Source organism: Desulfobulbus alkaliphilus (assembly GCF_016918545.1).
Taxonomy (GTDB): domain Bacteria; phylum Desulfobacterota; class Desulfobulbia; order Desulfobulbales; family Desulfobulbaceae; genus Desulfobulbus; species Desulfobulbus alkaliphilus.
Window position 1 is genome coordinate 1 of the sequence record NZ_JAFFQC010000163.1, and the last position, 479, is coordinate 479.

The following is a 479-nucleotide window of genomic DNA, read 5'->3' on the forward strand; positions in this document are numbered from 1 at the left end:
AGCGTGCAACGTGCGCTCGAAGGTTTCAGTCGTTCGCTGGCCAAGGAGTTGCGTAACGGCAGTACCTTGCAACTGCTGTATATCGGCGAGGGGGCCGAAGATCAGCTTGAAGGCGCACTGCGCTTTTTTCTCTCGCCAAAAAGTGCCTTTATCAGCGGCCAGGTGCTGCGCCTCAAGGCCTGCGCCAACCAGGTGCAGGACTGGACCAGCCCCCTGGCCGGGCGCAAGGCACTGGTTACCGGTGCGGCCCGTGGCATTGGCGCCGCGATTGCCGAAACCCTGGCCCGGGATGGCGCCGAACTGATCCTGCTCGACGTGCCGGCCGCCAAGAGCGATCTCGATGCGCTGGCCGCGCGCTTGGGCGGGCACAGCATCGCGCTCGACATCTGTGCCGCCGATGCCGCAGAACAACTGACCGGGCAACTGGCCGATGGTATCGATATCCTGGTGCACAACGCCGGTATCACCCGTGATAAAAC

General features: G+C 63.5%; 1 protein-coding gene. It reads left to right on the forward strand.

What is annotated here, in order from left to right; all coding sequences use genetic code 11:
* The coding region (locus JWG43_RS17900) for an SDR family oxidoreductase (protein WP_205244304.1) at positions 1 to 479 on the forward strand (479 nt) is incomplete at both ends.